General features: G+C 72.5%; 24 protein-coding genes, 4 tRNA genes and 2 pseudogenes. 13 read left to right on the top strand and 17 right to left on the bottom strand.

The features are described 5' to 3' along the window. Window positions 1-8 precede the first annotated feature (8 nt). The 4 genes from rplK to RND61_RS06345 form a co-directional block, all read right to left on the bottom strand. Entirely contained in the window at window positions 9-443 is a 435-nt protein-coding gene (rplK, locus tag RND61_RS06360) for a 50S ribosomal protein L11 (protein WP_315876792.1), read from the bottom strand. A gap of 180 nt (window positions 444-623) precedes the next feature. Next, entirely contained in the window at window positions 624-1,511 is an 888-nt protein-coding gene (gene nusG, locus RND61_RS06355; protein ID WP_391652957.1) for a transcription termination/antitermination protein NusG, read from the bottom strand. 77 nt (window positions 1,512-1,588) lie between these two features. Beyond that, complete coding sequence (gene secE / locus RND61_RS06350; protein ID WP_315876790.1) at window positions 1,589-1,876, bottom strand: preprotein translocase subunit SecE; 288 nt, start codon at window positions 1,874-1,876, stop codon at window positions 1,589-1,591. 102 nt (window positions 1,877-1,978) lie between these two features. After that, window positions 1,979-2,051: transfer RNA gene (locus tag RND61_RS06345), tRNA-Trp, on the bottom strand. A 262-nt stretch (window positions 2,052-2,313) separates the two neighbouring features. On the opposite strand from RND61_RS06345, the gene RND61_RS06340 reads away from it, so the two are divergent. The 3 genes and pseudogenes from RND61_RS06340 to RND61_RS06330 form a co-directional block, all read left to right on the top strand. Further along, entirely contained in the window at window positions 2,314-3,540 is a 1,227-nt protein-coding gene (locus RND61_RS06340; RefSeq protein WP_315876789.1) for a pyridoxal phosphate-dependent aminotransferase, read from the top strand. Between the two features lie 128 nt (window positions 3,541-3,668). Further along, window positions 3,669-4,691, top strand: a complete 1,023-nt coding sequence (locus RND61_RS06335) for an adenosine deaminase (protein ID WP_315876788.1) — start codon at window positions 3,669-3,671, stop codon at window positions 4,689-4,691. 45 nt (window positions 4,692-4,736) lie between these two features. Further along, window positions 4,737-4,913, top strand: a pseudogene (locus RND61_RS06330) (NAD(P)H-binding protein); the annotation flags it as partial. A gap of 45 nt (window positions 4,914-4,958) precedes the next feature. Here RND61_RS06330 and RND61_RS06325 read toward each other — a convergent pair. From RND61_RS06325 to RND61_RS06290, 8 genes are all read right to left on the bottom strand, one after another. Next, window positions 4,959-5,963 (bottom strand): hypothetical protein, encoded by a 1,005-nt coding sequence (locus RND61_RS06325; RefSeq protein WP_315876786.1) that lies wholly within the window; start codon window positions 5,961-5,963, stop codon window positions 4,959-4,961. Next, window positions 5,960-6,493: a SigE family RNA polymerase sigma factor gene (locus tag RND61_RS06320; protein ID WP_315876785.1), complete on the bottom strand. Its 534-nt coding sequence runs from the start codon at window positions 6,491-6,493 to the stop codon at window positions 5,960-5,962. The genes RND61_RS06325 and RND61_RS06320 overlap by 4 nt, the downstream gene beginning before the upstream one ends. Before the next feature lie 112 nt (window positions 6,494-6,605). After that, window positions 6,606-7,661: a UDP-N-acetylmuramate dehydrogenase gene (locus RND61_RS06315; protein ID WP_315876784.1), complete on the bottom strand. Its 1,056-nt coding sequence runs from the start codon at window positions 7,659-7,661 to the stop codon at window positions 6,606-6,608. 87 nt (window positions 7,662-7,748) lie between these two features. Continuing rightward, window positions 7,749-8,177, bottom strand: coding sequence for a MaoC family dehydratase (locus tag RND61_RS06310; RefSeq protein ID WP_315876783.1), 429 nt, complete (start codon window positions 8,175-8,177; stop codon window positions 7,749-7,751). An 8-nt stretch (window positions 8,178-8,185) separates the two neighbouring features. Next, window positions 8,186-8,638, bottom strand: coding sequence for a MaoC family dehydratase N-terminal domain-containing protein (locus tag RND61_RS06305; protein ID WP_315876782.1), 453 nt, complete (start codon window positions 8,636-8,638; stop codon window positions 8,186-8,188). A gap of 100 nt (window positions 8,639-8,738) precedes the next feature. Continuing rightward, window positions 8,739-8,903, bottom strand: coding sequence for a 50S ribosomal protein L33 (rpmG, locus tag RND61_RS06300; RefSeq protein WP_003948671.1), 165 nt, complete (start codon window positions 8,901-8,903; stop codon window positions 8,739-8,741). An 89-nt stretch (window positions 8,904-8,992) separates the two neighbouring features. After that, a tRNA-Met gene (locus RND61_RS06295) sits at window positions 8,993-9,065 on the bottom strand. A 48-nt stretch (window positions 9,066-9,113) separates the two neighbouring features. Then, window positions 9,114-9,186 (bottom strand) — tRNA-Thr (locus RND61_RS06290). A gap of 293 nt (window positions 9,187-9,479) precedes the next feature. On the opposite strand from RND61_RS06290, the gene RND61_RS06285 reads away from it, so the two are divergent. From RND61_RS06285 to RND61_RS06270, 4 genes are all read left to right on the top strand, one after another. After that, entirely contained in the window at window positions 9,480-10,709 is a 1,230-nt protein-coding gene (locus tag RND61_RS06285) for an amidohydrolase family protein (protein WP_315876776.1), read from the top strand. A 162-nt stretch (window positions 10,710-10,871) separates the two neighbouring features. Continuing rightward, a complete protein-coding gene (locus RND61_RS06280) occupies window positions 10,872-11,528 on the top strand; it encodes an SDR family oxidoreductase (RefSeq protein ID WP_315876774.1) in 657 nt (218 codons plus the stop codon). 372 nt (window positions 11,529-11,900) lie between these two features. Next, window positions 11,901-12,851 (top strand): phosphotransferase, encoded by a 951-nt coding sequence (locus RND61_RS06275; RefSeq protein WP_315876772.1) that lies wholly within the window; start codon window positions 11,901-11,903, stop codon window positions 12,849-12,851. Between the two features lie 768 nt (window positions 12,852-13,619). Continuing rightward, window positions 13,620-13,745 carry a hypothetical protein gene (locus RND61_RS06270; protein ID WP_315876770.1) on the top strand — a complete coding sequence of 42 codons (126 nt, stop codon included), beginning with the start codon at window positions 13,620-13,622 and terminating at the stop codon, window positions 13,743-13,745. Between the two features lie 181 nt (window positions 13,746-13,926). On the opposite strand, the gene RND61_RS06265 is transcribed toward RND61_RS06270, so the two are convergent. Further along, window positions 13,927-14,008: transfer RNA gene (locus RND61_RS06265), tRNA-Tyr, on the bottom strand. Between the two features lie 191 nt (window positions 14,009-14,199). On the opposite strand from RND61_RS06265, the gene RND61_RS06260 reads away from it, so the two are divergent. From RND61_RS06260 to RND61_RS06235, 6 genes and pseudogenes are all read left to right on the top strand, one after another. Next, window positions 14,200-14,688, top strand: a complete 489-nt coding sequence (locus RND61_RS06260) for a YajQ family cyclic di-GMP-binding protein (protein WP_315876769.1) — start codon at window positions 14,200-14,202, stop codon at window positions 14,686-14,688. Window positions 14,689-14,801: 113 nt separating this feature from the next. Beyond that, window positions 14,802-15,615, top strand: a pseudogene (locus tag RND61_RS32620) (IS5 family transposase). A gap of 138 nt (window positions 15,616-15,753) precedes the next feature. Then, on the top strand, window positions 15,754-16,509 hold the full coding sequence (locus RND61_RS06250; RefSeq protein WP_315876768.1) for an HNH endonuclease signature motif containing protein: 756 nt from the start codon (window positions 15,754-15,756) through the stop codon (window positions 16,507-16,509). Between the two features lie 621 nt (window positions 16,510-17,130). After that, window positions 17,131-17,634, top strand: a complete 504-nt coding sequence (locus RND61_RS06245; RefSeq protein WP_315876767.1) for a methylated-DNA--[protein]-cysteine S-methyltransferase — start codon at window positions 17,131-17,133, stop codon at window positions 17,632-17,634. Then, window positions 17,631-18,296: an alpha-ketoglutarate-dependent dioxygenase AlkB family protein gene (locus tag RND61_RS06240; protein ID WP_315876766.1), complete on the top strand. Its 666-nt coding sequence runs from the start codon at window positions 17,631-17,633 to the stop codon at window positions 18,294-18,296. Before RND61_RS06245 ends, RND61_RS06240 begins: the two co-directional genes overlap by 4 nt. A 95-nt stretch (window positions 18,297-18,391) precedes the next feature. Beyond that, window positions 18,392-19,651: an APC family permease gene (locus RND61_RS06235; protein ID WP_315876765.1), complete on the top strand. Its 1,260-nt coding sequence runs from the start codon at window positions 18,392-18,394 to the stop codon at window positions 19,649-19,651. 216 nt (window positions 19,652-19,867) lie between these two features. Here the strand turns inward: RND61_RS06235 and RND61_RS06230 are convergent, their stop codons facing one another. The 4 genes from RND61_RS06230 to RND61_RS06215 all read right to left on the bottom strand — a co-directional run bounded on the left by RND61_RS06230 (window position 19,868) and on the right by RND61_RS06215 (window position 24,384). Then, complete coding sequence (locus RND61_RS06230; RefSeq protein ID WP_315876764.1) at window positions 19,868-20,263, bottom strand: YccF domain-containing protein; 396 nt, start codon at window positions 20,261-20,263, stop codon at window positions 19,868-19,870. Continuing rightward, on the bottom strand, window positions 20,260-21,123 hold the full coding sequence (gene htpX, locus RND61_RS06225) for a zinc metalloprotease HtpX (protein ID WP_315876763.1): 864 nt from the start codon (window positions 21,121-21,123) through the stop codon (window positions 20,260-20,262). Before htpX ends, RND61_RS06230 begins: the two co-directional genes overlap by 4 nt. A gap of 160 nt (window positions 21,124-21,283) precedes the next feature. Then, entirely contained in the window at window positions 21,284-22,834 is a 1,551-nt protein-coding gene (locus RND61_RS06220) for an NADH-quinone oxidoreductase subunit N (protein ID WP_391652949.1), read from the bottom strand. Next, on the bottom strand, window positions 22,831-24,384 hold the full coding sequence (locus RND61_RS06215) for an NADH-quinone oxidoreductase subunit M (RefSeq protein ID WP_315876880.1): 1,554 nt from the start codon (window positions 24,382-24,384) through the stop codon (window positions 22,831-22,833). The genes RND61_RS06220 and RND61_RS06215 overlap by 4 nt, the downstream gene beginning before the upstream one ends. Window positions 24,385-24,410 lie beyond the last annotated feature (26 nt).

Below are 24,410 nucleotides of genomic sequence, written 5' to 3'. Positions count from 1 at the left end.
GGGGCTGTTCAGCCCTCGATCGTGATGCCCATGGAACGGGCGGTGCCGGCGATGATCTTCTCGGCGGCGTCCAGGTCGTTCGCGTTGAGGTCGGGCAGCTTGGTCGTGGCGATCTCGCGGACCTGGGCGCTCGTCAGCTTGGCGACCTTGGTCTTGTGCGGCTCGCCGGAGCCCTTCTCCACACCCGCGGCCTTGAGGATCATCCTCGACGCCGGCGGGGTCTTGGTGATGAAGGTGAAGGAACGGTCCTCGTAGACCGTGATCTCCACCGGGATGACCCAACCGCGCTGCGACTCGGTCGCGGCGTTGTAGGCCTTGCAGAACTCCATGATGTTGACGCCGTGCTGACCCAGCGCGGGGCCGACCGGCGGGGCCGGGTTGGCGGCACCGGCCTGGATCTGGAGCTTGATAAGCCCCGTGACCTTCTTCTTCTTGGGAGGCATAGCTCTCTCCGGGTCCTAGTGAGAGTGTTCGGCCACCATCCGGTGTCGTACGACACCATCCGGATGGAGGCATACCGCACAACGATAACGGGTATAGCGGTGCGTCCAAAAACCGAGCAGGTCAGAGGGCGGGAGACGCCACTCTGACCTGCTCGATGACTGACGGGGAACCGACCGGGGTCAGTTCTTCTGGATCTGGTCGAAGCTGAGCTCGACCGGGGTCTCGCGGCCGAAGATCTCGACGAGGCCCTTGACCTTCTTCGAGTCGGCGTTGATCTCGTTGATCGTGGCCTGCAGCGTCGCGAACGGGCCGTCGGTGACGGTGACGGAGTCGCCGACTTCGAAGTCCAGGACCTGCACCTCGACCTTGCGGGCGGGCGCGGGCCTGCCCTCGGCCTCGGCGGCCTCGCGGGCGGCCTTCTCCTCGGCCTCCGGGGCGAGCATCTTGACGATCTCGTCCAGCGTCAGCGGGTACGGGTCGTAGGCGTTGCCCACGAAGCCGGTGACACCGGGCGTGTTGCGCACGACGCCCCAGGACTCGTTCGTCAGGTCCATGCGGACGAGCACGTAGCCGGGCAGCTTGTTCTGCCGGACGTTCTTGCGCTCGCCGTTCTTGATCTGGACGATCTCTTCCTCGGGGACCTCGGCCTGGTAGATGAAGTCCTCGACGTTCAACGAGACGGCGCGCTGCTCCAGGTTGGCCTTCACGCGCTTCTCGTAGCCCGCGTAGGTGTGGATCACGTACCACTCGCCGGGGAGGCCGCGCAGCTCCTCGCGGAGCGCGGCGACCGGGTCGACGGGAGCGGCCGGCTCGGCCTCCTCCTCGTCACCCTCGGTCTCGTCCTCGACCTCGGCGGTCTCGTCGCCCTCGACCTCGACCTCGGCGTCCTGGACGTCGCCCTCGGTGTCCGCGTCCTCGGCGGTCTCGTCGTCCTCGTCCTGGACGGTCTCGACGTCCTCGGCGGCCTCGCCGACAGCGGCGTCCGCAGCTTCCGCCTGGTCCTCGTCGGCCGCCTCGACGACGTCGAGCTCGTCCTGGGCGGACTCGTTCAGGTTCGGGTCAGACACGGTGGCTGCTTCTTCCTGGATACAGATGGGGTGGAACATGCGAAAAGGGGCGCCGGGGTGGGCGCCCTCCGCGGGAATCAGCCGAAGACGTACTTGACTGCTTCCTGGAAGCCGAAGTCGATGCCGGTCACCATGCCGATCATGATGACGACGAAGATGATCACGACCGTCGTGTACGTGGTCAGCTGGTTACGAGTGGGCCAGACGACCTTGCGCAGCTCGGCGACGATCTGACGGTAGAACAACGCGAGACGGCCCAGCGGGCCCTTCTTGGCCCGCTTGCCACCCTTGCGGTTCTTCTTCTTGGACTCCGGCGCTTCGTCCTCAGCATCAGGCATGTCGATGGAGCCTACGGCGTCCGTCACGTATCTCACCTGATTCCGGGTCGGCCGTGCCGCGCCCGGGTGGAGCCGCACGGCGGTGCAATGAAGTACATACCTGCGCACACAACCTGGCGGTGTGTGTAGCAGGGCCGGAGGGACTTGAACCCCCAACCGCTGGTTTTGGAGACCAGTGCTCTACCAATTGAGCTACGACCCTTTGTCGTTCTCCCCCAACCTACCGCATCCCGAGCGGTGCTCACGGTGTGGTCGGCGGGGGCCAACGAGCAGAGAGTGTACGTGCTCGGCGCCCCCGCGTCGAACAGATAGCCCCGGCGGACTTCGTGCCGCCCTCCCGCACCCGCCGCTCCCCGCCCTCCGCGGGGGCCTTCCGGGCCCCGCGCGAACAGGTGGTCGACGCCGTCGTCCGCTGGGCGAAACCTGTGTGCCCGGCCCCGGCGGGGTCTGGGACGATGGGCCGTATGAGCGCTGCAACTCCTCCGACCGAACGCCGGGTCTCCGCCCGCATCGGCGCGATCTCCGAGTCCGCGACCCTCGCCGTCGACGCCAAGGCCAAGGCCCTCAAGGCCGCCGGGCGCCCGGTGATCGGCTTCGGCGCGGGCGAGCCCGACTTCCCGACCCCCGACTACATCGTCGAGGCGGCCGTGGAAGCCTGCCGCAACCCGAAGTACCACCGCTACACGCCGGCCGGCGGCCTCCCCGAGCTGAAGGCCGCGATCGCCGCCAAGACGCTGCGGGACTCCGGGTACGAGGTGGACCCCTCCCAGATCCTGGTCACCAACGGCGGCAAGCAGGCGATCTACGAGGCGTTCGCCGCGATCCTGGACCCGGGCGACGAGGTCATCGTCCCCGCCCCGTACTGGACGACGTACCCGGAGTCGATCCGGCTGGCCGGCGGCGTCCCCGTGGAGGTCGTCGCCGACGAGACGACCGGCTACCGCGTCTCCGTCGAGCAGCTGGAGGCGGCCCGCACCGAGCGGACCAAGGTCGTCCTGTTCGTGTCCCCGTCCAACCCGACCGGCGCCGTCTACGCGCGCGAGGACGCCGAGGCGATCGGCCGCTGGGCCGTCGAGCACGGCCTGTGGGTCCTGACGGACGAGATCTACGAGCACCTCGTGTACGGCGACGCGACCTTCACCTCGCTGCCGGCGCTCGTCCCCGAGCTGCGCGAGAAGTGCCTCGTGGTCAACGGCGTGGCCAAGACGTACGCCATGACGGGCTGGCGCGTCGGGTGGATCCTCGGCCCGAAGGACGTCGTGAAGGCCGCGACGAACCTCCAGTCGCACGCCACGTCGAACGTCTCGAACGTCGCCCAGGTGGCCGCGCTCGCCGCCGTCTCCGGCGACCTCTCCGCGGTCGCGGAGATGCGCACGGCGTTCGACCGGCGCCGCCAGACGATCGTGCGGATGCTGAACGAGATCGACGGCGTGGTCTGCCCGACGCCGGAGGGCGCCTTCTACGCGTACCCCTCGGTGAAGGGGCTCCTGGGCAAGGAGATCCGGGGGAAGCGCCCCCAGTCGTCCATCGAGCTGGCGGCGCTGATCCTGGACGAGGTCGAGGTCGCCGTGGTCCCGGGCGAGGCCTTCGGCACGCCGGGCTACCTGCGCCTGTCGTACGCGCTGGGCGACGAGGACCTGGCCGAGGGCGTGTCGCGGATCCAGAAGCTGCTGGCGGAGGCGCGCGACTAGGCGCACGCCGGTTCCGGTGGACGGGCCCCGGCCGGGCTTCCCGGCCGGGGCCCGTTTTTCCGTTCCCGCGGGTACCCGTTCGGAGAAAGGGGCTGTTTCGGGGCGCGGGTCTGCGGCAGGATCCCCTGATGGAGCACGTCCGCGATCTGAAACTGTTGCCGAAGGCCCATCTGCACCTGCACTTCACGGGCTCGATGCGGCCCTCCACCCTGCTGGAGCTGGCCGACAAGTACGGCGTCCACCTGCCCGAGGCGCTGACCGGCGGGGAGCCGCCGAGACTGCGGGCCACCGACGAGCGCGGCTGGTTCCGGTTCCAGCGGCTGTACGACATCGCCCGGTCGTGCCTGCGGGAGCCGGAGGACATCCGGCGGCTGGTGCTGGAGGCCGCCGAGGAGGACGTGCGGGACGGGTCGGGCTGGCTGGAGATCCAGGTGGACCCCACGTCGTACGCGCCGCGGCTGGGGGGCCTGATCCCGGCGCTGGAGGTCATCCTGGACGCGGTGGCGGCGGCCTCGCGGGACACGGGCCTGGAGATCCGCGTCGTGGTGGCGGCGAACCGGATGAAGCACCCGCTGGACGCGCGCACGCTGGCCCGGCTGGCGGTGCGGTACGCGGACCGGGGCGTCGTCGGGTTCGGGCTGTCGAACGACGAGCGGCGCGGGATGGCGCGGGACTTCGACCGGGCGTTCGCGATCGCGCGGGAGGGCGGGCTGCTGGCGGCGCCGCACGGCGGCGAGCTGACGGGTCCGGCGTCGGTCCGGCACTGCCTGGACGACCTGCGGGCGTCGCGCATCGGCCACGGCGTACGGGCCGTGGAGGACCCGCGGCTGCTGCGGAAGCTGGCCGAGAAGGGCGTGACGTGCGAGGTGTGCCCGGCGTCGAACGTGGCGCTGGGGGTGTACGAGAAGCCCGAACACGTACCGCTGCGGACGTTCTTCGAGGCGGGTGTGCCGATGGCGCTGGGCGCGGACGACCCGCTGCTGTTCGGGGCGCGGCTGGCGGACCAGTACGAGATCGCCCGGCACCACCACGGCTTCACGGACGCCGAGCTGGCGGAGCTGGCGCGGCAGTCGGTGCGGGCGTCGGTGGCCCCGGAGGACACGCGCGCGAAGCTGCTGTCGGGGATCGACGCGTGGCTGGCGGACGGGTGAGGCCGCGCCGGGTGCCCGCCCGCTCAGGCCAGGCCGGCAAACGCCGACCTGCGGGCCGTGGAGGCCGCCCTGCGGGACAGTGCCGCGGACTGGACGTCGCTCCGGCCGCCGCGGCTCGTGGACGCCCCGCTGACGGGGCGGTACCGCACGGCGGTCGACGCCAACCCGCGCGGCGGCGCCAGGATCGCGCGGGCCGACGTGGCCCGCGCGACGCCGGCGCTGACGACCGACCCGGCGGCGGTGCGACGGGCGGGCGGGGGCGGCGTACTAGGAGGCCGTCTCCCGGGCGATGCGCTCGAGCTGGTCGAGCACGTCCGGGCACCGGGCGCGGTCCTCGTCGTCGATCCGGTCCGCGGGGAGGTACGTCCAGGTCATGGGCGTGGCCTCGATCAGCGGACTCTCGACCGTCATCAGGACCCGCCCGCCCATGAGGCGGGCCTGGGCGGCCGTCGGCAGGTCGTGGACCAGGTCCTCGAGCGTCCCCGGCGGGAACCCCTCGGCCTCCCACAGCCGTCCGCCGAACACGAGGTACCGCTTGTCGCAGCCCGTGGGCCAGTCGTACGGGTACTGGGCGTCGTCCACGGGCTTCGCCGGGCCGACCGTGGCGGCGGGCGCGTCGGAGTACCCGCGCGGGGGCTCCTCGGCGAGGCAGCCGGCCCGCGTCTCGTCGGCCAGGGGCCGGAAGACGATCGTCCGCGGGTTCGGGGCGTCGAACTCGAAGACGGCGACGGGCGTCTTGACCCCCGGGTCGTCCACCAGGCGCATGAACCCGTGGGCGCGGTCCGAGACCCACGAGGAGAAGGAGGGGACCTTCTCCGCCTCCCACACGCGCCCGCCGAAGACGGCGTACCGCAGGCCGCAGATCGGCGACAGGTCGTAGCGGTATCGGACGTTCTCGACGGGAGAGCGCGGTCCGGTGTCCAGGGGTTCGCCCTCCTTAGACCGCGGCTGCGGCGGGTAGACCTCCCAGCCGACCGGACGTGGACGGGACGGATCGCCGCCCCGGGAGGAGGCCGCTGTGTCACCGGACCCCGTGACGGCCGCCACGGAGTCCGGGGAGGGGGCGGGGCCGCCCGTCCAGCGCACCCCCAGCACCGACCCCGCCGCCACCAGCGCCGTGGCCGCCCCGGCGGCCAGCGCGCGCCGCCGGTGGCGGGTGCGGCGGCCGAGGGCCACCACCGCGCCGGCCGGCGGCACCGCGCCGGCCGTTCCGTCCGTGTCGGCGAGCTCCCTCAGCCCCCGCCGCAGCTCGTCCTCGTCGATGTGGGTCATCGCGTGCCCCTTCCCGCGTAACCGGCGAGCGCGCCCGCGGCGCGCAGCCGCTCCAAGGCCCTGTTGGTCCGGCTCTTGACCGTCCCGGGCGAACAGCCGAGCAGTTCGGCCGTCTCCTCCACCGACAGGTCCTCGTAGAAGCGGAGCACCACCACGGCGCGCTGGGCGCGGGGCAGGGCGCCGAGGGCGCGGGCCAGTTCCAGCCGCGTCTCGGCGCCGCCCGCCATGTCCCGGCCGTCCGTCACGGCGGCGCCCTCGCCGTCGGGGTGGGCGGTCTCGGTGTGCCAGCGGCGACGGCGCCAGGTCGCGTACAGGTTGACGACGACCTTGCGCGCGTACGCCTGCGGGGACGCCCAGCTCCCGGACCTCCCCCAGTGCAGGTACACCTTCACCAGCGCGGCCTGCACGAGGTCCTCGGCGGCGTGCCGGTCGCCCGTCAGGAGACGGGCGGTGCGCAGCAGCGACGCGTACGACGCCTCGGTGAACCGCGTGAAGTCCTGATCGTGCGCCGTGGGCGAACCCGTCCTCACCGATGATCCCCTCGATCAGCGGATGGCGGTCCCGGTTCGTGCTCCGAGGGACCCTGTCACCCACTCGACAACCTGGGGGACCCGGCGGGTTCCCTCCCGTTTCCGGGCCGGGTCAGAGGCTGACGCCGACCGTCACCGGCTCGTTGACCAGCGTGACGCCGAACGCGTCCCGCACACCGGCGACGACTTCGCGCGCGAGGGCGAGGAGGTCCTCGGTGGTGGCGTCGCCGCGGTTGGTGAGGGCGAGGGTGTGCTTGGTGGAGATGCGGGCGGGCCCGGCGCCGTACCCCTTGGTGAACCCGGCCCTGTCGATCAGCCAGGCCGCCGACGTCTTGGTCCGGCCGTCGCCCGCGGGGTAGGCGGGCGGGGTCGTGTCGGGGCCGAGGCGGTCGCGCACGCGGTCGAGGAACGCGGCGTACTCGGCGTCGCTCAGGATCGGGTTGGTGAAGAACGACCCGGCGGACCAGGTGTCGTGGTCGTCGGGGTCGAGGACCATGCCCTTGCCGGCGCGCAGGGCGAGGACGGCCTCGCGGGCGGCGGCCACGGGGACGCGGTCGCCGGGCTCGACGCCGAGGGCGCGGGCGGTCTCCGCGTACCGGACGGGGGCGCTCATCCCCCCGGCGTCCTCCAGCCCGAACCGGACGCGCAGGACGACGAACCGGTCGGGGTCCGCCTTGAAGCGGCTGTGCCGGTAGGAGAAGGCGCAGTCGGCGCCGGAGAGGGTGACGACCTCCTCGGCTCGGCGGTCGTACGCCACGACCTCGGTGAGCGTGGCGGCGACCTCTTGGCCGTACGCGCCGACGTTCTGGATCGGGGTGGCGCCGGCCGAGCCGGGGATGCCGGCCAGGCACTCGATGCCGGCGAGCCCGGCCTCGACGGTGCGGGCGACGGCGTCGGACCACACCTCGCCGGCGGCCAGCTCCAGCCGCGTGCCGTCGAGGGCGAAGCCGCGGGTGGCGATGCGCAGGGCGGTGCCGTCGAAGCCCTTGTCGCCGATGACCAGGTTGGACCCGCCGCCGATGACGAGCAGCGGCGTGCCGGCCCGGTCGGCCTCGCGCACGGCGGCGACGACCTCGTCGTCGGTACGGGCGGTGATCAGCCGCCTGGCGGGCCCCCCGAGCCGGAACGTGGTCAGCGGGGCGAGCGGAGCGTCATGGGTAACCTGCACCCGCCCAGCCTACGGTGCGCCCGGCACGGGCCCGGGACCACCGCGGCGGCGGTGCGCGCCGGGCCCGCACCGGCCGGCGGCGGGGGCTCAGGCGAGCCGGACCACCGCGCGGGACATGCCCAGGACCTTCTGGCCCTCGCTCGTGGCCGTCAGGTCGACGCGGACGCGGCGGTCGTCGAGCTTGGCCGCGACCTTGGCGGTGACCTGGATCACCGCGCCCCGGTCGTCGTCCGGGACGACGACGGGCTTCGTGAAGCGGACGCCGTACTCGACGACCGCGCCCGGGTCGCCCGCCCAGTCCGTGACGACGCGCGCGGCCTCGGCCATCGTGAACATGCCGTGCGCGATGACGTCCGGCAGGCCGACCTCGCGGGCGAACCTCTCGTTCCAGTGGATGGGGTTGAAGTCGCCGGACGCGCCCGCGTACCGCACCAGCGTGGCGCGCGTCACGGGGAATTCCCGCGGCGGCAGTTCCGTGCCGACCTCGACCTCGTCGAAAGAGACCTTCGCGGTCATGGTGTTCCTCACGCCTCCTCTGCCGCGCGCGCCACGAGCTTCGTCCACGCCGTCACGACGTGCTCGCCCGTCTCGTCGCGGACCTCGCCCCGGATGTCGAGGATGTCGTTGCCGGCGAGCGACTTGATCGCCTCGATGGTGGAGGTGACCGTCAACCGGTCCCCCGCCCGTACGGGCCGGCTGTACGCGAATTTCTGGTCGCCGTGCACGACCCGGCTGTAGTCGAGCCCGAGCTGCGGGTCGGAGATCACCTGGCCCGCCGCCTTGAAGGTGATGGCGAACACGAAAGTCGGCGGGGCGATCACATCGGGGTACCCGAGCGCTTTCGCGGCCTCCATGTCGGTGAAGACCGGGTTCGCGTCCCCGATGGCCTCGGCGAACTCGCGGATCTTTTCCCGGCCGACCTCGTACGGCGCGGTGGGCGGATAGCTCCGCCCGACGAAGGACTGGTCGAGCGCCATGTGCCCGGTACCTCCTGGTGTCCTTGCTCTGTGGTGGGCTTGCTGGGGAAACGACACGAGGCCGCCCCCGGTGGGGACGGCCTCGTGTACGAGCCTGTTTTTAGCGCGTTTCGCGGTGCGCAGTGTGCGCGTTGCAGCGCGGGCAGTGCTTCTTCATCTCAAGACGGTCCGGGTTGTTACGCCGGTTCTTCTTGGTGATGTAGTTCCGCTCCTTGCACTCCACGCAGGCCAGCGTGATCTTCGGGCGGACGTCGGTGGCAGCCACGTGAGTGCTCCTTGACGGACGGATGGACGGATGGAACGCAGAAAAGAGTAGCCGATCGAAGGACCGACCCCACAATCGGCTACTGGGAGTAGCGGTGACCGGACTTGAACCGGTGACACAGCGATTATGAGCCGCTTGCTCTACCGACTGAGCTACACCGCTTTGATGTATGGATCACCTCACCCGAAGGTGAGGATCTCCCCACACCAGAGCCCCAATACGGAATCGAACCGTAGACCTTCTCCTTACCATGGAGACGCTCTGCCGACTGAGCTATTGGGGCGAGCGATGAAGACATTACACGGTCCGCGGCCGTTCACCCAAATCCGTTTGGCCGGGCTCGCCGGCCGCGCCGTTGCCGGCGCCCCGGAGACCCCGCGAACGGCACCCGGAGGGCGGCGGGGACGCCCCGGACGACACCGGGGCCGGCGCCCCGCGCGGCGCCCGCGGCCCACGCCCGGTACGACTATTGCGCTCCTCCTCGAAGCCCGGACGGCGGCGCCCTAGGCTCGGCTCACGCCGCGCGATCTTGCCCCGCAGACGCCCGGCACCCCCCGTGACCTCCCCAGGAGCCCGATGTCCTCTGACAGCCAGCAGCCGTGGCCGCCCGAGGGCGCCACCACCGACACGACCACGCTGCTGCTGTGCGGCGCCCGCCTCACCGACGGGAGGACCGTCGACGTACGGCTCAGCGGGGGGCGGATCGAGGCCGTCGGCACGCCCGGCAGCCTCGGCTCCCACGGCGCCCGCGTCGACCTCGCCGGGTACCTCCTGCTGCCGGCTCCCGCCGAGCCGCACGCCCACGCCGACACGGCGCTCGGCGGTGACGCGGCCGGCCCCGTCTCGTACGCCGCCGAGGACGTCCAGCGGCGCGCCACGGAGGCGGCGCTGCTCCAGCTGGGCCACGGGGCGACGGCGCTGCGCGCGCACGTGCGGATCGGGGACGTGCAGGGGCTGGCACCGCTGGAGGCCGTACTGCAGGCGCGTCGTTCGCTGCGCGGGCTGGCCGACCTGGCGACGGTGGCGGTGCCCCGGCTGCTGACGGGCGTGGCGGGGGCGGACGGGCTGGCGATGCTGCGGGACGCGGTGAGGATGGGCGCGTCGGTGGTGGGCGGCTGCCCGGACCTCGACCCGGACCCGGCGGGGTACGCGGAGGCGGTGCTGGAGGTGGCGGCGGAGCACGGCTGCCCGGTGGACCTGCACACGGACGGTGACGACCCGGCGCGGCTGGCGCGGCTGGCGGCGATGGCGGGCGGGCTGCGGCCGGGGGTGGTGATCGGTCCGTGCGGGGCGCTGGCGCGGCTGCCGGTGGACGCGCGGACGCGGGTGGCGGACCGACTGGCGGCGGCCGGGGTGACGGTGACGTGCCTGCCGCAGGGCGGATGCGCGGGTACGGAGGTGCGGGGCGTGGCGCCGGTGCGGCTGCTGCGTTCGGCGGGCGTGCGGATCGCGGCGGGCAGCGGTGCGCTGCGGGACCTGGCGAACCCGGTGGGGCGCGGTGATCCGCTGGAGGCGGCGTACCTGCTGGTGTCGCAGTGCGGGCTGCGGCCGACGGAGGCGTACGGGGCGGTGAGCGAGGCCGCGCGGGAGGCGATGGGGCTGCCGCCCGTGCGGGTGGAGGCGGGGTTCCCGGCGGAGCTGCTGGCGGTGCGCGGGGAGCGGCTGGCCGGGGTGCTGTCGCTGGCGTACAGCCGGATCGTGGTGCACCGGGGACGGGTGGTGGCGCGCACGAGCGCGGTGCGGGAGTACTGCGACTCGGCGGCGCCGGAGCTGCCCCGGCAGGCCCGGCCGGACGTGCGTCCGTGAGCGCTACGCGCGCGTGGGCCGTTGGGCCGTACCACGGCTTGCTCCGGCCGGAGAGATCCTGCTGGATGAGCGCTACGCGCGTGGGCCGTATCTGTCCCTCTGCGGCACCCCTGGCCCCCCGATGGTGAGCGCTACGCGCGCGTGGGCCGTACGGTCGTGAGCATGCGCATTGTCATCGCTGGAGGACACGGCCAGATCGCGCGGCGCCTGGAGCGCCTGCTGGCGGCGGCCGGGCACGAGGTCGCGGGCATCATCCGGAAGCCGGAGCAGACGGACGCCCTGCGCGAGGCGGGCGCCGAACCGGTGCTCCTGGACATGGAGTCGGCGTCCCTGGAAATGGTCGCGGCGGTCCTGCAGGGGGCGGACGCGGCGGTCTTCGCGGCGGGCGCGGGGCCGGGCAGCGGAGCGGCCCGCAAGGAGACGGTGGACCGGGACGCGGCGATCCTGTTCGCCGACGCGGCGGAGCGGGCGGGGGTGCGGCGGCACGTGGTGGTGTCGTCGATGGGCGCGGACCCGGCGCACGAGGGCGACGAGGTGTTCGACGCGTACCTGCGCGCGAAGGGCGCGGCGGACGCGTACGTACGCGCCAAGGACGCCCTGGACTGGACGATCCTGCGCCCGGGCGCGCTGACGGACGACGCGGGCACGGGCCTGGTCCGCCTGGAGGCGACGACGGGCCGCGGCCCGGTCCCCCGCGACGACGTGGCGGCGGTCCTGGCCGAACTGCTGGAGACCCCGGCGACGGCGGGCCTGACCCTGGAACTCGTCTCGGGCCGGACCCCGATCCCGGTGGCGGTGAGAGCCGTGACCGGCAACTGACCCGACCGCCCTCGTCCCCCGGCGCTCACCGCCCCGAGCGCCGGGCGGCGACGCCGGTTCCGGGTCGGGGGCCTTCGTCCGCCCCGGGTGTGCGCCGCACGTCCGGCCACTGTTGACGTACGCGCCAAGAGCCCTGGGCAGCAGCGGTTTTCAGGGAGCCGTCCCTCCAGAACCAGCCTGCTCTTCAGCCGTCTCCCGGCGGATCCGGCTCCCGGGCGGCTCCGGAACGCGTGGGGCTCCGGAACGCCTGGGGCTCCGGAACGCGTGGGGGTGAAAGCCGGCCCACCGTGACTTCCGGAGCAGGGAATTCGGCGAACGGCACCGGCTGTGAACCGTCGCCCCACCCGCTGCGCGACGTGGAAGGATCGGGCCATGGCCGACTTCCTGACATCCCAGCAGCTCACCCGACGCACCTCGGCTGCGGTCGACGCGGCTGTCGGAGCGGGGCGCGGGCTCGGTCTCACCGTGACCGATGCCACGGTGCTCCACGACCTGTTCTCCGTCGTGGTCCACCTTGCGCCCTCCCCGGTCGTGGCCCGGGTTCCCACCGTCCTGCCGCCCTGCACGGATCTCGATTCCCTGACGCGCCGCCAGCAGACGGAACTGGACGTGACACGGTGGCTCGCGGACCGGGGGACCCCCGTGATCCCGCCCAGTCCCCTCGTGCCACGGGAACCCGTTCAGCGCGACGGGTTCTCGATGACGTTCTGGCAGTTCGTCGAGGAGGACCGGAACAAGGAGCCCGACTACGCGGCGAACTCCGAGAGCGTCGCCGATCTGCACGCCGCGATGCGCGCGTACCCGGGCCGGCTGGCGTTCCTGTCCGCGGCCGAGCCGCGGTTCGTCGAGGAAAGCCTCGCTCTGCTCGCAGAGCGCCCCGATCTCATCGGCCCGGGCGATCTGGACCGTGCACGTCGCGAGTGGCAGGTCCTGGAGCCCCTGGTGCGTTCACGCGCCGTGTTCGAGGAAGCGTTCCCGGGGATCGACCTCCAGCCCGTCCACGGCGACTGTCCGCCCGTGAACATCTTCTCCGGAGTGGACGGGGACCTCTACTCCGACTTCGAGCTGGTCACGTTGGGCCCCGTCGAGTGGGACCTGGCCGCCCTCGGACCCGACTCCGAATCGGCCTACAACCGCGGTGCGCGGCGCAACGGCATGAGGCCGCTGGACGAGGACGTTCTCGGCTTCGTGAACGCCGTGGGGATGTTGCGGGTCATCGCCTGCCTCGCACTCGCGCCGCAGCTTCCCCCGTTGGCGGAGTACGTGAAGCCGTCGATCGACCGATGGCGGACGATGCCGTTCGCCGGCGGCGTGGCCGGCTGACCAGTACGCGGCAGCCGCCGGCCTCCCCACCCCGGCGGCTGGACGGCACGGCCCCCTCCGGTTCGGTCACCGCCCGGGAGCGGGCCGTCTTCCACCAGGCCCTCGGCTTCGCCATGGACGCCGAGCTGCTCGTGGAGAACCCGCTCCCCGTCCGTGCGCTGGAAGGCACGGAGAAGGCACGTAGGAGGCGCGGAGGAGGAGGACCCACAGGTCGTACCGGAACCCGTCCAGGCCGCCGCGCCCCTCACCGCCGTACGGAAGCAGGGCAATCGCGGCAGGCGCCCGGAGGCGTTCTTCGGCTGCGTCTCCTACTCGGCCGCGCACCCCGGCGAACTGCGGGGCTCCGGCTCCAGGGCTGCGAGCTCCCCCGCCGCGGGTGGGGCGTGACCCGGCTACGGGAGAGCCGGGCGCGCTCCGGGAGTTCCTGGACGGACACCGGCGAGTCCCACGACCGCCGGGCCTCAAGCACCGACCGCGCCCGCAGGACGGTCCGCCACGTTCCGATGCCGCCGGAACCGGTGGCCCTGCTCCGCCGGCACGTCACCCTGTACGGCCCCGCCGGCGACGGCCGCCTCTTCCGCACGACGCGCGGCGCGCGGCGGCATGGTCCAGGAGAGCGGATACGGGGCGGTCCGGGCCCGCGCCCGGGAAGACGCCCTCCCTCTTGCCCGAGCGGGAAACCAAGCCGACCGAGCAGTCATATGATCTTCGTCACGCCTCCGTGTCCACGTGGCTCAGCTCCGGCGTGGGGCTCCGGCTCATCGCCCAGTGCGCCGGCCGCAGCACGGCCGTCCCTTCCGGGTGTGCGCGGAGTTCCTGAAGGGCGGCGACGAGGCAGCCAACGCCAAGGTCTCCGCCCGGCTCAACCCGCACCGCGAAGGCGGCACGGCGTAGCCGAGGCGGTCTGCCCGTAGGCCGAAAGCAGGCGGCGGCTGGACCCGTCCACGCCCCGTCCAGACACGCCGGTACGAGGCGGGATGCAGCGAGACAGTCCGGGACGCCCAGCCGGCCGCCCCAACCAAAACGAACGGCCCCCGACCAACGTTTCTGCTGGTCGGGGGCCGATCACTTCCAGTGGCGGCGCCAGGATTCGAACCTGGGTAGGCTAAGCCGACGGATTTACAGTCCGCTCCCATTGGCCACTCGGGCACACCGCCATGGGATGCCGCCTTGAAGCTCCTCCTCGCGGGGGTGCTCCCTGGCAACGACGTAAACAATACCCGATCCCCAGGGGTGGTCCGCCACCGGATTTGATCAGCGCCCGGGGTGGGTGGGGTGACTAGGCTTGGGGTGGCGGTCGGCGCTGGGCCGCCGCTCTCCCACCACCCGATGCAAGGAGCCACAGGACATGGCCGACTCCAGTTTCGACATCGTCTCGAAGGTCGAGCGGCAGGAGGTCGACAACGCCCTCAACCAGGCGGCGAAGGAGATCTCCCAGCGCTACGACTTCAAGAACGTCGGGGCGTCGATCTCCTGGTCCGGCGACAAGATCCTGATGCAGGCGAACTCCGAGGACCGGGTCAAGGCGATCCTCGACGTGTTCGAGACCAAGCTGGTGAAGCGGGGGATCTCGCTGAAGTCGCTGGAGGCCGGCGAGCCGCAGCTGTCCGGCAAGGAGTACAAGATCTTCGCGACGATCCAGGAGGGCATCTCCCAGGAGAACGCCAAGAAGGTCGCCAAGATCATCCGCGATGAGGGGCCCAAGGGCGTCAAGGCCCAGGTGCAGGGCGACGAGCTGCGGGTCAGCTCCAAGAGCCGGGACGACCTGCAGGCCGTGATCGCGCTGCTGAAGGGCAAGGACTTCGACTTCGCGTTGCAGTTCGTGAACTACCGCTGAGCAAGCCTCTGCCCTGCTGAGACCCTGCTGGACCCTGTCGTTGAAGGGTTTGTGGGGTGTGGATCGTGGCGGGGTGACACGCCGCCGTGAACCGTCCGGCGCAGAGTTGAGGTCTGATACGACCGTTGCTGCCCCGGCCCGCGCTGGGGCGGCCACGGCTGGACGACCGGATGGTCCTCAACGGGATCCCGTGGAAGGTACGCACCGGGGTCGCGTGGAAGGTCCGCACCGGGGTCGCCCGGCGGGACGTACCCGAACGGTACGGGTCGTGGACCACGCTCCACACCCGTTTCCGCAGGTGGGCGGCGGACGGCACGTTCGAACGGATGCTGCGGGCCGCGCAGGCGAAGGCGTACGCCGCGGGCGACATCGACTGGCCGGTCGATCGACTCCACCCTCGTCCGCGCCCACCAGCACGCCGCCAGGGCCGAAAAGGGGGCTCCACGCCCCGGCGCCCGGCCGGTCCAAGGGCGGCCCGACCTGCACGATTCATCTGGTCTGCGACGGGTTCGGACGCCCGCTCCCGTTCGCCCTGACCGGCGGGAACACAGGCGACTGCCCCCAGTTCACCACCCTGATGGGCGCCATCCGCGTGTCCCGTACCGGGACGGCCCTGGAGACGACCCGATCACGTCATCGGCGACAAGGGGCTGCGGCTCGAAGGCGATCCGCACCTGGCCCCGCCCGGCGGGGCGTCGCCCACACGATCCGCGAGCGGGCCGACCAGGTCCGCAACCGGGCCCGGAAGGGCAGCCTCGGCGGGCGGCCTTCGACCGTGACGTCCACAAACACCGCAACGTCGTGGAACGGTGCTTCGACCGCCCCAAGCAGTGGCGCGGCACCGCCACCCGGTACGACAGGACCGCCCCACTCCTGCCAGGCAGCCGCCACCCTCGCATCGCTCCTGATGTAGGCCTGACACTTTGACGGCCGCTCCTGGGAGAGCGCCACCGGGCACACCCGAGCCGCGTGCGCGTGAGCCGCAAACCATCCCTCCCCTTCGACCGGAGGGGTGATCCCGCCGCGCCCGGCTGCCCTGTCGGTGGTGCCTCCTACGCTTTCCGCATGGCCACGAACCGCACCAAGGTGCCTCGCCCGTTAGCCCGACAGCTCTTGGTCGAAGCCGGCCACCGGTGCGCGATACCGACGTGCCGCGCGACCCCTCTGGAGATCGCACACATCGTGCCCTGGCACCGCGTCCAGAGGCACGATTTCCACAACATGATCGTCCTGTGCCCGAACTGCCACACCCGCTTCGATCGCGGAGACATCGACCGCCAGGCCATGTTCCGCTACAAGGAGCTGCTGCGGCTCTCGGACCCCAACCGCGTGGCACCCGAAGATCCTTCCCCGAGAGCGGGTCTCATCCGGGCGTACCGGCTGTTCCAGAACGAGATGACCAGGTGGCACAAGTCCATCTCCGATCTGGTCGCGGCGGTGGTGCTCTCCTCCACCGGCTTTCCGATCGAAAACCTGAGGAGGTGCCGCAGCGCGGCGTCCGTCGCCCGCGCGGCCACCGACAAGCTGGGCGAGCTGGGGGATGAGGGCGTCGCCGAGGCGGCGAACCACGTCTTCGACTGGTTCCGACACTGGGCGGACGACGTGTTCGACCTCAAACCTTCCGTCTTCAGCAGGAGCGGGGACGACTACGAGGAGTGGAAACAGGAGAGGTTCATGGCCTTCGTCGTGCTCCACGAGGAGGTCTGCGCGGCTCTGGACCTGGACCCCACGGAGCTGGACTTCTTCGAGGCCGAGAGAGACGGCCAGGAGCTCCCCCAGGTCTCCCTCGGCACCCGCGGCTTGTGGGAGACGGATGAGTGACCGCGCGCGGCGTGTCGCTCCCGGGGCCTTCAGGGCCGTGTCCGAAAGTCTCCGGTCGGTGGGCGGCGGGGGTCACGCACTGGAGTCATGGGCGACATCGCCGCGAACGCGTACGTCGACGGCCCCGGGCGTACGTCGACGGCCCCGGGCGAGACGCTGCTTGTCGGGCGGCTCACCGAAGGGGGCCGTGCCGGGCGGTGCTCACTGTCCCTGCCGAGCAGGAGGGTGCCGACGAGGTCGAGGAAGGGAGCCTTGGCGCCGGGGCCTTCACCGAGATCGCCGGGCGACACGGTGAGTACTTCGCCGGGCGGCGCCGCTCGCGTCACAGGCCGTGGACCACTTCCGAGGAGCGGACGCGAGAGGGCGTACGCGCGGGCGCACGACCACGAGCAACGCCGTCAGACGGCGGCAATCACTGATCGTGGTACCCGCACGTCACCTTCCCTTTCCGGGTTCAGTGCGGGCCAGAAACGAGTGCGGGCGGTACGTGCACCACCGCTGGCCCTGTCGGTGGGCGGGGCGGGAGCGGACGCGGCCCGGTGGCCGGTCCGCCCCCGACTCGTGGGGCCTCGTGTCGGAATTCCGCCAGCGGCGGGTGTGCGGCCGGGTCAGACTGGGGACATGACTGTGTACGCGCGGGTCGACGGGCCTCTGGGCAGCATGTTGTTGACGGGCGAGGAGACCCCGGACGGGGCCGTGGCGCTGGCGTCGTTGTCCCTGCCGGAGCAGAAGGGCGCCGTCACCGTGCGGGAGGGGTGGCGGCACGCACCGGAGGCGTTCACACGCGTCGCCGAGCAGTTGGAGGAGTACTTCGCGGGGAGGACCAAGGCGTTCGACCTCCCGTTGGCCCCGGAGGGTGTGGGGACGCCGTTCCAGCGGCGGGTCTGGCGGGTGCTGGACGACATCCCGTACGGCATGACCACCACGTACGGGGAGATCGCGGCGCGCGTGGGCGTCTCCGGTGCCGGGGTGCGGGCCGTGGGGACGGCCATCGGGCGCAATCCGCTGCTGGTCGTACGGCCCTGTCACCGGGTGATCGGGGCGGACGGTTCGCTGCGGGGGTACGCGGCGGGGCCGGAGCGCAAGGAGCGGCTGCTCGGCCTGGAGGGTGCGCTCGTACGGTGACGGGCGCGCTGTTCCCGCTGGGGCGCGGGCGGGTGGAGGTCGCGCCCGGCGCGGTGCACGTGCCGGGGTGGCTGTCCCCGCAGCGGCAGCGGGAACTGGTCGAGGCGTGCCGGGCGTGGGCGCGCGGGCCGGTGCCGATCCGGCACACCGTGCTGCCGGGCGGTGGGGTGATGTCGGTGCGGACCGTGTGCCTGGGCTGGCACTGGCTGCCGTACCGGTACTCGCGGACCGCCGACGACGTGAACGGGGCGCCCGTCGCGGCCTTCCCCGGCTGGCTCGGGGACCTCGGGCGGGAGGCCGTCGCCGCGGCGTACGGGGAGGACGACGGGTACCGGCCCGACGCGGCGCTGATCAACTTCTATGACGGGGACGCGCGCATGGGCATGCACCAGGACCGCGAGGAGCGGTCGGCGGCTCCCGTCGTGTCACTGAGCATCGGCGACGGCTGCCTCTTCCGGTTCGGCAACGCGGAGGGGCGGGGGCGGCCGTACACCGATGTGCGGCTGGAATCGGGGGACCTGTTCGTCTTCGGCGGACCGTCGCGGTTCGCGTACCACGGCGTGCCGAAGGTGTATCCGGGCACGGGCGACCCCGCGGTGGGCCCGCGTACCGGACGGTTGAACATCACCCTGCGGGAGACCGGGCTCGCCGGTGGCGGGTAGGTCCCTTCGGGTGCCGGCGTCCGTCCTCCCTTCCGGTGCCGTGCGGCCGGCCGCCGCCGGTGGGGCGGGGGGCGGGCCTCAGTAGGGTGCCGCTCATGGCTGAGGCGTTGCGGCGGTCGCTCGGGGTGTTCGACGCGGTTGTCATCGGATTGGGGTCGATGGTGGGCGCCGGCGTCTTCGCGGCACTCGGGCCTGCCGCCGCGTCCGCCGGGACGTGGCTCCTCGTCGGTCTGGCGCTGGCGGGGGCCGTCGCGTACTGCAACGCGATGGCGTCGGCGCGGTTGGCCGCGCGCTACCCGGCGTCGGGCGGCACGTATGTGTACGGGCGTGAGCGGCTGGGTCCTTTCTGGGGGTACCTGGCGGGCTGGGCGTTCGTCGTCGGCAAGACGGCGTCGTGTGCGGCGATGGCGCTGACGGTGGGGGCGTACGTCTGGCCGGGGCAGGCGCACGCGGTGGCGGTGGCCGCCGTGGTGGCGCTGACGGCCGTGAACTACGGGGGTGTGCGGAAGTCGGCGCTGGTGACGCGGTCGATCGTGGTGGTCGTCCTGACGGTGCTGGCGGCCGTGGTGGTCTCCTCCCTCGGGTCGGGCGTGGCGGACGCGGGACGGCTGGAACTGGGCGGCGGCGCCTCGCCGGGCGGCGTGCTGCAGGCGGCGGGGCTGCTGTTCTTCGCGTTCGCCGGGTACGCGCGGATCGCGACGCTCGGGGAGGAGGTCAGGGACCCGGAGAGGACGATCCCGCGGGCGATCCCGCTGGCGCTGGGTATCGCGCTGGTGGTGTACGCGTGCGTGGCGCTCTCCGTCCTGTCGGTGCTGGGCGCGGACCGGCTGGGTGGGTCGACGGCGCCGGTCGCGGACGCGGTGCGGGCGGCGGGCGTCGACTGGATGGTTCCGGTGGTGCGGGTGGGCGCCGCGGTGGCGGCGCTCGGCTCGCTGCTGGCGCTGATCCTCGGGGTGTCCCGGACGACGCTGGCGATGGCGCGGGACGGCCACCTGCCCCGTACGCTCGCCGCCGTCCACCCGCGGTTCGGGGTGCCGCACCATGCCGAGCCGGTGGTGGGTCTGGTCGTCGCGGTGGTGGCGGCGACCGCGGACCTGCGGGGCGCGATCGGGTTCTCGTCGTTCGGCGTGCTGGTCTACTACGCGGTCGCCAACGCCTCCGCGTGGACGCTCGGCACCCGGCTGTCGCCGGTCCGGCTCCTGGCGGGCTGCGGCCTGGCCGGGTGTCTGGTGCTGGCCTTCTCCCTGCCGCCGTCGTCGGTCCTGGCGGGCGCGGGGGTGCTGGCGGCGGGAGCGGCCCTCTACGCCGTGCGCGCCCGGTCGGGGCAGGGGCGGGGACGGGTGCGCGGACGTTAGCGGGCGGGCGGCGGGCGGCCGGGGGTGGCGCCGGCGGCCTCGACACCAGGGGCGGGGCCGGGGATGGCCGGGCCGGTGGGCGCCGGGGCCTGCCAGCCCGGGAGAGCACGTCGTCGGCCGCGACGGCCACACCCCAGGAAAGTAACTCTTCGTAGTCGTTCATGCGTCCATGGTGACTCACGCCACCGACATTCGGCTCAGCCTGTGGACAACCGGCTACCAGCGGCTCGTGAAGGGCCGGTCGCTGGGGACGATCTCCTTGCCCAGGGGCAGCAGGGACACGGGGATCAGCTTGAAGTTGGCGATGCCGAGCGGGATGCCGATGATCGTGACGCACTGGGCGATGCCCGTGACGACGTGGCCGAGGGCGAGCCACCAGCCGGCGAGGAGCAGCCACAGCACGTTGCCGACGAAGGACGGGGCTCCCGAGCTCCGGCGGTCGACGACCGTGCGGCCGAACGGCCAGAGCGCGTACCCGCCGATGCGGAAGGCGGCCACGCCGAACGGGATGCCGATGACGGTGACGCACAGCAGGAGTCCGGCGAGCACGTAGCCGAGGAACAGCCACAGGCCGGCGAGGAGCAGCCAGATGATGTTGAGGATCGTCTTCATGGGCGGTGCCCCGCCATCCGTTCGAGCCGGGCGATGCGTTCCGCCATCGGCGGGTGGGTGGAGAACATCCGGGCCATGCCCTGGCCGGGCCGGAACGGGTTGGCGATCATCATGTGGCTCGCGGTCTCGATGCGCGGCTCGGGCGGCAGCGGCAACCGCTGCGTCCCCGCTTCCAGCTTGCGCAGGGCGCTCGCGAGGGCCAGCGGGTCGCCGGTGAGCCGGGCTCCGGAGTCGTCCGCCTCGTACTCCCGGGAGCGGCTGATCGCCAACTGGATGACCGAGGCGGCGACCGGGCCGAGAATCATGATCAGGAGCATGCCGAGGAGGCCGGGGCCCTCGTCGTCGTCGGAGCGGCCGATCGGGATGAGCCACGCGAAGTTCACCAGGAACACGATCACGGAGGCGAGGGCGCCGGCGACCGACGAGATCAGGATGTCCCGGTTGTAGACGTGGCTGAGCTCGTGCCCGATGACGCCGCGCAGCTCACGCTCGTCGAGGAGCCGCAGGATGCCCTCCGTGCAGCACACCGCGGCGTTGCGCGGGTTGCGGCCGGTCGCGAAGGCGTTGGGGGCCTGCGTCGGCGAGATGTACAGCCGGGGCATCGGCTGCCGGGCCTGCGTGGACAGCTCGCGGACCATCCGGTAGAGCTGCGGTGCTTCGAACTCGCTGACCGGGCGGGCCCGCATCGCGCGCAGGGCCAGCTTGTCGCTGTTCCAGTACGCGTAGGCGTTCGTCCCGAGGGCGACGAGGACGGCGACGACCAGGCCCGTGCGCCCGAAGAAACCGCCGATCAGGATGATCAGCGCGGACAGTCCTCCGAGGAGTACGGCGGTCCTGAGCCCGTTGTGCCGGCGGTGCACGGTACGCCCTCCAAGTGGTGCGGCAGGGGAACCCTTCGCTGATGTCTCTCCACTCTCCAGTGGACGCTCCCGTACTGGTCAACGCCAGGCGGGAGTGGTGGGTTCCCTGCCGCGCGCCGGGCGGGCGCTGGGCCGTTCGGGTGATGCGGTGGGCGTGCCGTCAGAAGAGGGTGGTCGCCGCGAAGCGGAGGACCCCCTGGGGGTAGCCGGACAGCAGCACGCCGGCGACGGCGGTCAGTGCGATCGCCGCGGCCAGGGGGGCGGGCGCGCGGTGCCGTACGGGGGCCTCGCCGGCGGCGCCCTCCGGGGCGCGGAACAGGACGGCCGTCCAGCGCAGGTAGTAGTACAGGGCGGCCACCACGTTCACGCCCATGACCACGGCCAGCCAGCCGAGCCCCGCGTCGACGGCGGCGGAGAAGACGACGACCTTGGCGAACAGGCCGATGACGCCGGGCGGCAGCCCGGCCAGGCACAGCAGGAAGAAGCCCATGGCGAGGGCGGTGACCGGCCGGGTGGCGTACAGGCCCCGGTAGTCGGCGATCCGGTTCGCCGGGTGCGTACGGGCGACGAGGGCGGCGACCGCGAAGGCGCCCAGGTTCACGACGGCGTACATCAGGGCGTACGCGACGGTGGCGCCGATCCGGTCGTCGCTGGAGTACGCGGCGGCGGCGATCGGCACCAGGAGGTAGCCGGCCTGGCCCACGGACGACCAGGCGAGGAGGCGGACCGCGCTCCGCGCGCGCGTGGGGACCTGCCGCAGCGCGGCGACGTTGCCCACGGTCATGGTGAGCGCGGCGAGCACGGCGAGGGCCGGGCCCCACACGTCCGCGTACGACGGGAAGGCGACGACGGTCACGAGGACGAGGCCGGTGAAGCCGACGGCCTTGCCGACGACGGACAGGTACGCGGCGACGGGCAGCGGCGCGCCGACGTACGTGTCGGGCACCCAGAAGTGGAAGGGCGCGGCGGCCGTCTTGAAGGCGAAACCGACCAGGGTGAGGGCGACGCCCGCCTCGGCGAGGGTGCCGAGCTGCGCGGGGACGTCGTCGAGCTGCCGGGCGATCTCCGTGAGGTGGAGGGTGCCCGTCGAGGCGTACACGAAGCTGACGCCGAGGAGGGTGACGGCGGTCGCGGTGACGGAGGAGAGGAAGAACTTCAGCGCCGCCTCGCCGGACATGCGGTCGCCGCGCTTGAGGCCCACGAGCGCGAAGGCGGGGAGGGAGGCGACCTCCAGGGCGACCACGAGGGTGGCGAGGTCGCGGGAGGCGGGCAGCAGGGCGGCGCCGGCCGCGGAGGACAGCAGCAGGAACCAGAACTCGCCGGCGGGGAGCTCCTCCCTGGTGTTCGTGACGGACAGCAGGGCGGTGAGGAGGGCCCCGCCGAGGACGAGGAGCTGGATGGCGAGGGTGAAGTGGTCGGCGGTGTAGCTGCACGCGCCGGGGTTCCCGGTCAGGCAGAACGTCGAGCGGTCGCCGGAGCGGAGCGGTACGAGCGCGAGGAGCGCGGCGGCGAGGCTGGCCGTGGCCACCTGGGCGAGGAGCTGCTTGCGGGCCTGCGGGAGGAACAGGTCGGCGACGAGGACGGCCAGGGCGACGACCGCGGCGATGGTCGGCGGGGCGATGGCGGCCCAGTCGACGGTCTGCACGAGGTCGCCGCTCGCGGGCGCCGCGGCCAGGGTGGCGGGGGCGGCGGTCACGGCTGCGGCGGTCACGACTTGCCTCCTGCGAGAAGCTGCTGCACGGCCGGGTCGGTGAGGCCGAGGAGGACCGCGGGCCAGAGTCCGGCGAGGACGGTGAGGGCCGCCAGCGGGGTCCAGGCGGCGAACTCGTACGGCTGGACGTCGGCGAGCGGCGGCCGGTCGGCGGCGGGTCCGGCGCCCATGCAGACGCGGCGTACGACGACGAGGAAGTACGCGGCGGTGAGCAGCGTGCCGAAGCCGGCGACGGCCATGTAGGTGAGGAACGCGGGCCGGCTGAGGCCCTCGGCGGGCCGGAACGCTCCGAACATGGCGAGCATCTCGCCCCAGAACCCGGCGAGTCCGGGCAGGCCGAGGGAGGCGGCGGCGGCGAAGGCGAGCAACCCGCCGAGGCGGGGCGCGCGGCCGTACAGGGCGGCGCCGGTCGCGCCGGCGAGGGTGTCGAGGTCCGCCGTGCCGCAGCGGTCCTTGATCGCGCCGACGAGGAAGAAGAGGAGGCCGGTGATCAGGCCGTGGGCGATGTTGGCGAACAGCGCGCCGTTGACGCCGGTGGGGGTCATGGTGGCGATGCCGAGGAGGACGAAGCCCATGTGGCCCACGGAGGAGTAGGCGATGAGCCGCTTCAGGTCGCCCCGGGCGCCGGTCCGGGCGAGGGCGAGGCAGGCCAGCGACCCGTAGATGATCCCGGCGACAGCGAAGGCGGCGAGGTACGGGGCGAAGACGTGCATGCCCTCGGGGGCGATCGGAAGGACGATCCGGACGAACCCGTACGTACCCATCTTGAGGAGGACGCCGGCGAGGAGGACGGAGCCGACGGTGGGCGCGGCGGTGTGCGCGTCGGGGAGCCAACTGTGCAGCGGCCACATCGGGGTCTTCACCGCGAGCCCGATCCCGATCGCCAGGACGGCGATGACCTGAAGCGACGTGCTGAGGTCACGGCCGTTGTCAGTGGCGAGTGCCACCATGTCGAAGGTGCCGGCCTTCAGCCCGATGAGGAGCAGGCCGAGCAGCATGACGACCGAGCCGAGGAGGGTGAAGAGGATGAACTTCCAGGCGGCGGGCTGCCGCCCCTCGCCGCCCCAGCGGGCGATGAGGAAGTACATCGGGATGAGCACCATCTCGAAGGCGAGGAAGAACAGCAGCAGGTCGAGGACGGCGAAGGCCGCGAGCGTACCGGACTCGAGGACCAGGAGCAGCGCGACGAACGCCTTCGGGGAGGGGCCGGCGGGCTGCTTGAAGTAGCCGTACAGCGCGCAGAGGAAGGTCAGCAGCGCGGTCAGGACCAGGAGGGGGAGCGAGATGCCGTCGACACCGAGGTGGATCCGCACGTCGAGCGCGGGGATCCAGCTGATGTCCGTCGTGGCCTGCATCTTCGAGGGCTGGTCGTGGTCGAAGCCGAGCGTGAGGACGAGGGCGGCGGCGAGGATCGCGCCGGTGACGGTCACGCCGTGGCGGAGCACGGCCTGGTCCGGTGACTTCCCCCTCAGTCCGGGCGGGGCGGGCAGGAGGGCCGCGACGGCGCCGACGAGCGGGCCGGCGACGAGGAACGCGAGGAGGAACTGCATCACGGATTCGCTGATATCGATCACGG

Source organism: Streptomyces tamarix (assembly GCF_032423885.1).
GTDB lineage: Bacteria > Actinomycetota > Actinomycetes > Streptomycetales > Streptomycetaceae > Streptomyces > Streptomyces tamarix.
Note: the sequence above shows the minus strand (reverse complement) of the source record. Positions and strands in the feature narration are given on the sequence as shown.